Below are 6400 nucleotides of genomic sequence, written 5' to 3'. Positions count from 1 at the left end.
CTGACGACCCTCGGCACGCACGACGACGTCGTGCACCGCGAGTGCATCTACGTGATGGGCTGCATGCTCAGCCAGATTGGCAAGCGGCTGGAGGCCAATTACGGGGCCATCAAGCCGATCCGAGACGGGCGCGCTGTGACCGCCTTCACTCGCCTCGGCGTCCTGGCCGGCCACGTCGTTGGCTTCGCTTGGCTCGGCCGCCGCGTGCTCCTGGCCTGGCTCGCCCATCGTGACCTGCAGCGAGCCAAGGTGCTGCTGCGGCGCTCGGACCGGCGGTTCGCAGCTTCAGGGTTGTTCGCTGTGCCTGTCACGGCCAGCGGCGTGCCGCGGGTGTGTCGATCGTGAGAGGGCATCCACGCCCGCCCGGAAAAGCTTTGGCTGGCTCGTCAAGCGGGCGTGGAAGGTCAGCGACCCATCCCGCCGCTAACACCGGCCGCCTTACCCCAGGGCAGTCAAATGCGAAACTGTTTCGCTTTTCGCGGAACGAAACCGATTTCCGTCTTGCCGTGCTGAATGTGAAAAACCACGCCCACTCGCTGGGTATCGGGGGGGAAAACCAAGAAGCGGGCGTGGAGTCGCTTTGCACAGCAGTTACTCACGCCGTTTGGTGTCTTAGGGAAAACCCAAGCGGCTGGAGCGGATTGTCGAATTTGAGATCGACCCGTCTTTGCTACCGCGGCGCGATACGACGCGTCTCTAACCTATGCCAATGACGCTCCCCGAAACCGGGGATCGCAAAACCTGAGTGGAACACAGGTTATCTTCGGATCGGACAGAAGCCCTTTCGCTCACAGGTGAGCGAAAGCATCCACGCCCGCCGCCCTCACACCGGGTGGATGTTTGGGCGGCGGGCTTGGATCGTCAAGGAGCCGCCCAGCCCGCTGACAAAACCAACCTAACCGGCATCGGCCAGCGGAAATACAAACTGGGTTGGAAGTCTGACCGGAACGCGGCTCGTATATTCTGCAAGGCTCGCTGCGAGCGTTCGCAGCGACAGCCAGACTCCCTGGAGATTTCCCCAGTGACGGTCGCTCTTGCCGCCAACGTTGTCAGTCGAAGCATCCACGCCCGCCGGGCCGCCACCGTCGAAGTGAAACCGTCGGCGGGCGTGGAAGATCGGCGCTGGGCCGACAAAAGCAGGATGCCGACGAGAGGTTGACGCTAAGTTGATAGCGGCAACCACCAGCGACATCCACGCCCGCCCCATCGGTGAGTTGAGGGGCACTGTCGAGACGGACGTGGAAGGTCGGCTGGAGAGTCGACACCCAAGAATACGGCTCCTTGCTTGTTCGGTCGATGGCCCCGAACGTAGCCCTCATGAATGCTACTCGCGCATCCCGTGCGGGCTCACCCCTTGGCTGCACACACGGTCACGGCGGTAGCCCCAGAAAAAATGCGGTTAGACTCGGCGATCATTTTTGCCGCTTCTTCACACGCATGTTTGCTGTTGAACTCGATGGACCCGATCGCAGAACCCGAGCCTGAGCCTGATCCGGCCAGCATGATGATGAGCACGTAGATCAAGGCACCCTCCTCGGAACGAGGATGCCGCCACGGGATCAAGTGACGCCCGCGCACCCCCGTGCGAGCGGCTTGTAGGTATCATTGTAAGCAAGGTTGAGATGGAACCCGCTAACTCGTTGAGGATAAACGGGTTTTGCGGGTCAATTGGCGGAGGGAGCGGGATTCGAACCCGCGATACGGTTTCCCGTATACACACTTTCCAGGCGTGCGCCTTCAACCACTCGGCCACCCCTCCGACCGCAGACAGGGCGCCCGGGCACCGAGGCGCCGGACGCGACCAGGGCCGCGCGGTGGGGTGCTGTTAGCCGGGTGCGCCGCCGGGCGCAAGCGGCGGACCCTGAGCGGGACGAAAACCGTCCCGCTCAGCGCGTCTCAGGCCTCCGGGTCGAGGTGGAAATGCACGCTCTCGACGTTGGCGCGCTCAAAAGCCTGCATCACGTGCTGGTAGGAGCGCTCCATCTCGGTGGCGTCGTCGCCCGGGGTGTCCTCGGGCTTGAGCACGAACATCAGGAGCGAGCGCCCGGTCACGTCGTAGCCATTGCCGAACGGGAAGCTCTCGACGTCCTGGCTGTCGGGCAGGTTGGTGTCGAGCAGCCTGGTCCAGGCCACGCCGTTGGGCGATTCGGGCAGCGTGAACGTCACCAGGTCGTGGTGGGCGTTGAACATGATCAGCAGCGTGGCGTCGCCGCCCCGGCGGTGCAGGCCGGTGGCCTGGGCACGCCCGTCGAGCTGGACCGCGAACGCCTTCGCCGCCCCCTCGGACCAGTTCTCGCTGGCCATCTCGCCCCCGTCCGGGCGCAGCCAGGTCACGTCCTTGACGCCGAACTCCTCGTCGTACTGCCCGGTGAGGAAGCGTCCGCGGCTGAGGATCGGCAGGGCGTTGCGCAGGATGACCAGGCGCTGGGTGAACTCCGCGAGATCGCGCTCCTCGTCGCCGATCGCCCCCCAGTCGAGCCAAGAGACCTCGTTGTCCTGGCAATAGGCGTTGTTGTTGCCGTTCTGGGTGCGGGCGAACTCGTCGCCGGCGAGCAGCATCGGGGTGCCGCGCGACAGGAACAGGGTCGCCAGCATGTTGCGCATCTGTCGCAGCCGCACGGCCCGGATCGCCGGGTCCTCGGTCGGGCCCTCGGCGCCGTAATTGTACGAGAGGTTGTGCGAGTGGCCGTCGCGGTTGCCCTCGCCGTTCGCCTCGTTGTGCTTCTCGTTGTAGGCCACCGTGTCATGCAGGGTGAAGCCGTCATGGGCGGTGAGGAAGTTCACCGAGGCCCAGGGTTTACGGCCGCGCTTGTCGAACTTGTCGGCCGAGCCCGAGACCCGGGCGGCGAGGTCCGGCAGCAGGCCGGGATCGCCCCGCCAATAGGCGCGCACGTCGTCGCGGAACCGGTCGTTCCACTCGGCCCAGCCCGGCGGGAAGCCGCCGACCTGGTAGCCGCCGGGGCCGCAATCCCACGGCTCGGCGATCAGCTTGACGCCGTTGAGCACCGGGTCCTGCCGGCAGGTGTCGAGGAAGCCGCCGCCCTCGTCGAAGCCGTAGGGCTCACGGCCGAGGATCGTGGCCAGGTCGAACCGGAAGCCGTCGACCCGCATCTCGGTGGCCCAGTAGCGCAGGGAGTCGGTCACCAGCTGCAGAACCCGCGGGTGCGACAGGTTGAAGGTGTTCCCGGTGCCGGTGTCGTTGATGTAGTAGCGCGGCTCGCCCGGTAGGAGCCGGTAGTAGGAGGCGTTGTCGACGCCCTTGAACGACAGAGTCGGGCCCTTCTCGTTGCCCTCGGCGGTGTGGTTGTAGACCACGTCGAGGATCACCTCGAGGCCGGCGCCGTGGAAGCGCGAGACCATCTCCTTGAACTCGGAGAAGGCGAAGTCCGGCACCGCCGCGTAGCGCCGGGCGGGGGTGAAGAACGAGATCGTGTTGTAGCCCCAGTAATTCACCAGGTTCTTCTGCTGCAGGTAGTCGTCCTGCACGAAGGAATGCACCGGGAGCAGCTCCACCGAGGTGACGCCGAGGCTCTTGATGTAGTCGAGCACGTCGGGCGTGCCGAGGCCGGCATAGGTGCCGCGCAGCTTCTCCGGAACCCGCGGGTCGAGCTTGGTCATGCCCTTCACGTGGGCCTCGTAGAAGATCGTCTTCTCCCACGGCACGTTGGGCTTGCGGTGCCGGCCCCAAGTGAAGGCCGGGTCGATCACCCGCGAGCGGCGGTTGAACGGCGCGCTGTCGCGCTCGTCGAAGGTCAGGTCGTCGCCCGACTCCATCTGGTAGCCGAATAGGGCAGGGTTCCAGGTGATCGAGCCCACCAGTCCCTTGGCGTAGGGGTCGATCAGGAGCTTGTTGTGGTTGAACCGGTGGCCGGCCTTCGGCTCGTAGGGGCCGTGGACCCGGTAGCCGTAGATCGTGCCGGGCCGCGCATCCGGCAGGTAGCCGTGCCAGATCTCGTCCGTGTATTCGGGGAGCTCGATCCGCTCGATCTCCTTCTCGCCCTGGTCGTCGAACAGGCAGAGTTCGACCTTGGTGGCGTGGGCCGAGAACAGGGCGAAGTTGACGCCCAGCCCGTCCCAGGTGGCGCCGAGCGGATAGGGCTGGCCTTCCTGGATGCGCGTGCGGGTCGCGCGGGACGAGTTTGTCGAACGGGTCGGGTCGGCCATGGGAGCTCCGGTGCTGGCAGCCCGGAACGCCGGCCGCGCGTCGCGGGACGCCTCGGCCGGTGACCCCGGACTGCAACGCAAACGTCCCGGGAACAGCGAAGCTCCCGCCGGGGCGGGCGAATTTTTGCGGTGCGGTTCGGGCCGGCGGGCCCCGCCTCTCGCGCCGCGTGCCGGATATCGGAACCGGCACGCGGCGCGAGTTTTTCGCTGCGCATCGTCGTTTTCCGAAAGCCGGAATCCACCCTTTGGGACGATGCCCTAGTTCGCGTTCGGAGCCGGCGCGGTGAAGCTGCGGTCGAGCACCCGGCCGACGTCGAGCCGCTTGGCCAGGATGCCGTAGCGGGTCGCGCGATCGGACGCCTCCTGGACCTCCGCGACCACGCCGTCGTCGATGTTGATCGGGCTGGTCCGCTGCGCCGCATAGGCCGCCAGCAGCACATCCTCCGGCAGGCGTGTCAGGGCGGCGGTGCTCTTGGCGTATTCGGGGAGATGGTCGAGCGACCACAGCCGGGCCCTGTTCAGGCGGTCCAGCAGGTCCTGCACGGCCGCCCGCTTGGTGGCGATGGCGGTGTCGGAGGCGACAATGAACGTGATGGTCGGGGTCAGGCCCGCGCCGTCGGCGATCACCCGGGCGTTGTCCTTGCGGGTCGCGAACGAGACGTAGGGCTCCCAGACCGCCCAGGCATCGATCGAGCCGGCGACCAGGGCGACCTTGGCGTCCACGGGGTTGAGCGGCGCGAAGGTGGCGTCCTCCAACCTAATCCGCGTCTTCTCCAGGGTCGCGTCGATCAGGAACTGGCCCCAGCCGCCGCGGGTGCCGGCCAGGCGCTTGCCCGCGAGGTCGGCGGCCGACCGGATCGGGGAATCCTGGCGGACCAGGATCGCCTGGCTCCGCGGGTCCGATTTCGTGCCGCCGACCGCCTTGATCGGGGCGCCGGCCGCGTAGGCCGTGAGCAGCGACAGGTCGCCGGTATAGCCGACATCGAGGGCGCCGGCATTGAGCGCCTCCAGGATCGGCGCGGCGGCGGGGAATTCCGACCAGGCGATCGTGTAGCGCAGGTCTTTTCCGAAGCCGGAGATCTCCAGCAGCGCGCGGTTGCCGCCCTTCTGGTCGCCGACCCGCAGCATCACCGGCTCGGCCGCGCAGGACGGGGCGGCCGCCGACAGCATCAGGGCGGCGGCGAGCCAGGCGGCCGCGTGCCGGCGGGTCGTTCTCGGGGCGTCAGAGAGGATGCGCATGTGGCCCGTTTCGTTGCCCGGCGCAGCGTGCGCGAGGGGTCCAGCGGAGCGGCCAAGTCTATGGAAGCGCCTGCGGCGAACAAGGAAACGACACTCCGTATTGCGGGCACATCGGGTGATGGCGGTGTCGGGTTTCGTCGCGCGAGAGAAGATACGTGTCGTTGCGGCGGATCTCTCTCAACCAACCGGGTCTTCGTGAGGGCGTTCGCGCAGCGGAGGCTTCGAAGGAGCCCTCCAGCCGGCCCTCAGCCTCCCTGCCGCCGGGCTCCGGAAGCCTACACCCCAAAAACATCCGCCAGATAAGTCCGCACGAAGCTCGGCATCCGGGCCGACGCGGGGCCGCCTGCGCCCCGTGCCACGTGGATCCCGGCGAGTTCCGGCTCCGCCTCCCGGCGGCGGTGGGCCTCGATGCGGGCGCACAGGGCGTCGGCCGTCTCCGGGAACCGCACCGGGCGCAGGAAGGCGAGCTGCCCCTCCCCGGCCAGCAGCACCCAGTTGGTCGCTGCATCCGCCGGCAGCGCCAGGCCGGTCTCCTCGGCGAGTTCCCGGGCGGCGCTGCCGGCGAGGTCGACGGTCTCGCCCCGCACGTCGTCGAGGTCGGGCGTGCCGCACGGGAAGTAGAGCTGGCCGGCATTGGCCGTATGGGTGCCCATCGCGCCGAGCAGCACGCCACCGTCCCGACTCCAGGGCACGATCGCCGCGAAGGCGTTGACCACGCCGGCTTCCGTGCGGCCCCGGTCCCGGTAGGCGATGAAGCTGGAATAGCGGGCGGCAAACAGGTCGACCCGGGCGATCCCGTCCGCGACCGACCAGGCGCGGGCGAGCAGCACGGTGCCGTCGAACATCCCGGGGCTGCGGGCGCGCCGCGCCTGCCAGTGTTCGGCGATTTCCGCTGCGTGGTCCCGGGCGAACGGCCAGTCATGCGCGACGAGTCGCGCCGTGACCCCGGCGAGCCGGGTGATCCGGAAGCCGTCGGGCATCCGAGCGGCGTCCACGA

At 67.8% G+C, this 6400-nt stretch carries 5 protein-coding genes and 1 tRNA gene; 1 reads left to right on the top strand and 5 read right to left on the bottom strand.

All coding sequences use genetic code 11. From position 1 onward, the window contains the following. On the top strand, window positions 1-345 hold a 345-nt coding region (locus AC0IY0_RS02765), incomplete at its 5' end, for a hypothetical protein (RefSeq protein WP_471763010.1). A gap of 1002 nt (window positions 346-1347) precedes the next feature. Here the strand turns inward: AC0IY0_RS02765 and AC0IY0_RS02760 are convergent. The 5 genes from AC0IY0_RS02760 to AC0IY0_RS02740 form a co-directional block, all read right to left on the bottom strand. Then, window positions 1348-1524 carry a hypothetical protein gene (locus AC0IY0_RS02760; protein ID WP_419831108.1) on the bottom strand — a complete coding sequence of 59 codons (177 nt, stop codon included), beginning with the start codon at window positions 1522-1524 and terminating at the stop codon, window positions 1348-1350. Between the two features lie 145 nt (window positions 1525-1669). After that, window positions 1670-1759 (bottom strand) — tRNA-Ser (locus AC0IY0_RS02755). Between the two features lie 137 nt (window positions 1760-1896). Further along, a complete protein-coding gene (glgX, locus tag AC0IY0_RS02750; RefSeq protein WP_147910510.1) occupies window positions 1897-4164 on the bottom strand; it encodes a glycogen debranching protein GlgX in 2268 nt (755 codons plus the stop codon). 258 nt (window positions 4165-4422) lie between these two features. Beyond that, window positions 4423-5403, bottom strand: a complete 981-nt coding sequence (locus AC0IY0_RS02745) for an ABC transporter substrate-binding protein (protein ID WP_471763009.1) — start codon at window positions 5401-5403, stop codon at window positions 4423-4425. Window positions 5404-5678: 275 nt separating this feature from the next. Further along, on the bottom strand, window positions 5679-6383 hold the full coding sequence (locus AC0IY0_RS02740) for an NUDIX hydrolase (protein ID WP_419831057.1): 705 nt from the start codon (window positions 6381-6383) through the stop codon (window positions 5679-5681). Window positions 6384-6400: the final 17 nt, after the last annotated feature.

Source organism: Methylobacterium sp. AC315 (genome assembly GCF_979253755.1).
Note: the sequence above shows the minus strand (reverse complement) of the source record. Positions and strands in the feature narration are given on the sequence as shown.

Excerpts from the sequence above, each read along its gene's own strand:
- glgX (WP_147910510.1), bottom strand. The coding sequence starts at position 4,164 with ATGGCCGACCCGACCCGTTCGACAAACTCGTCCCGCGCGACCCGCACG.
- AC0IY0_RS02745 (WP_471763009.1), bottom strand. The coding sequence starts at position 5,403 with ATGCGCATCCTCTCTGACGCCCCGAGAACGACCCGCCGGCACGCGGCC.
- AC0IY0_RS02740 (WP_419831057.1), bottom strand. The coding sequence starts at position 6,383 with ATGCCCGACGGCTTCCGGATCACCCGGCTCGCCGGGGTCACGGCGCGA.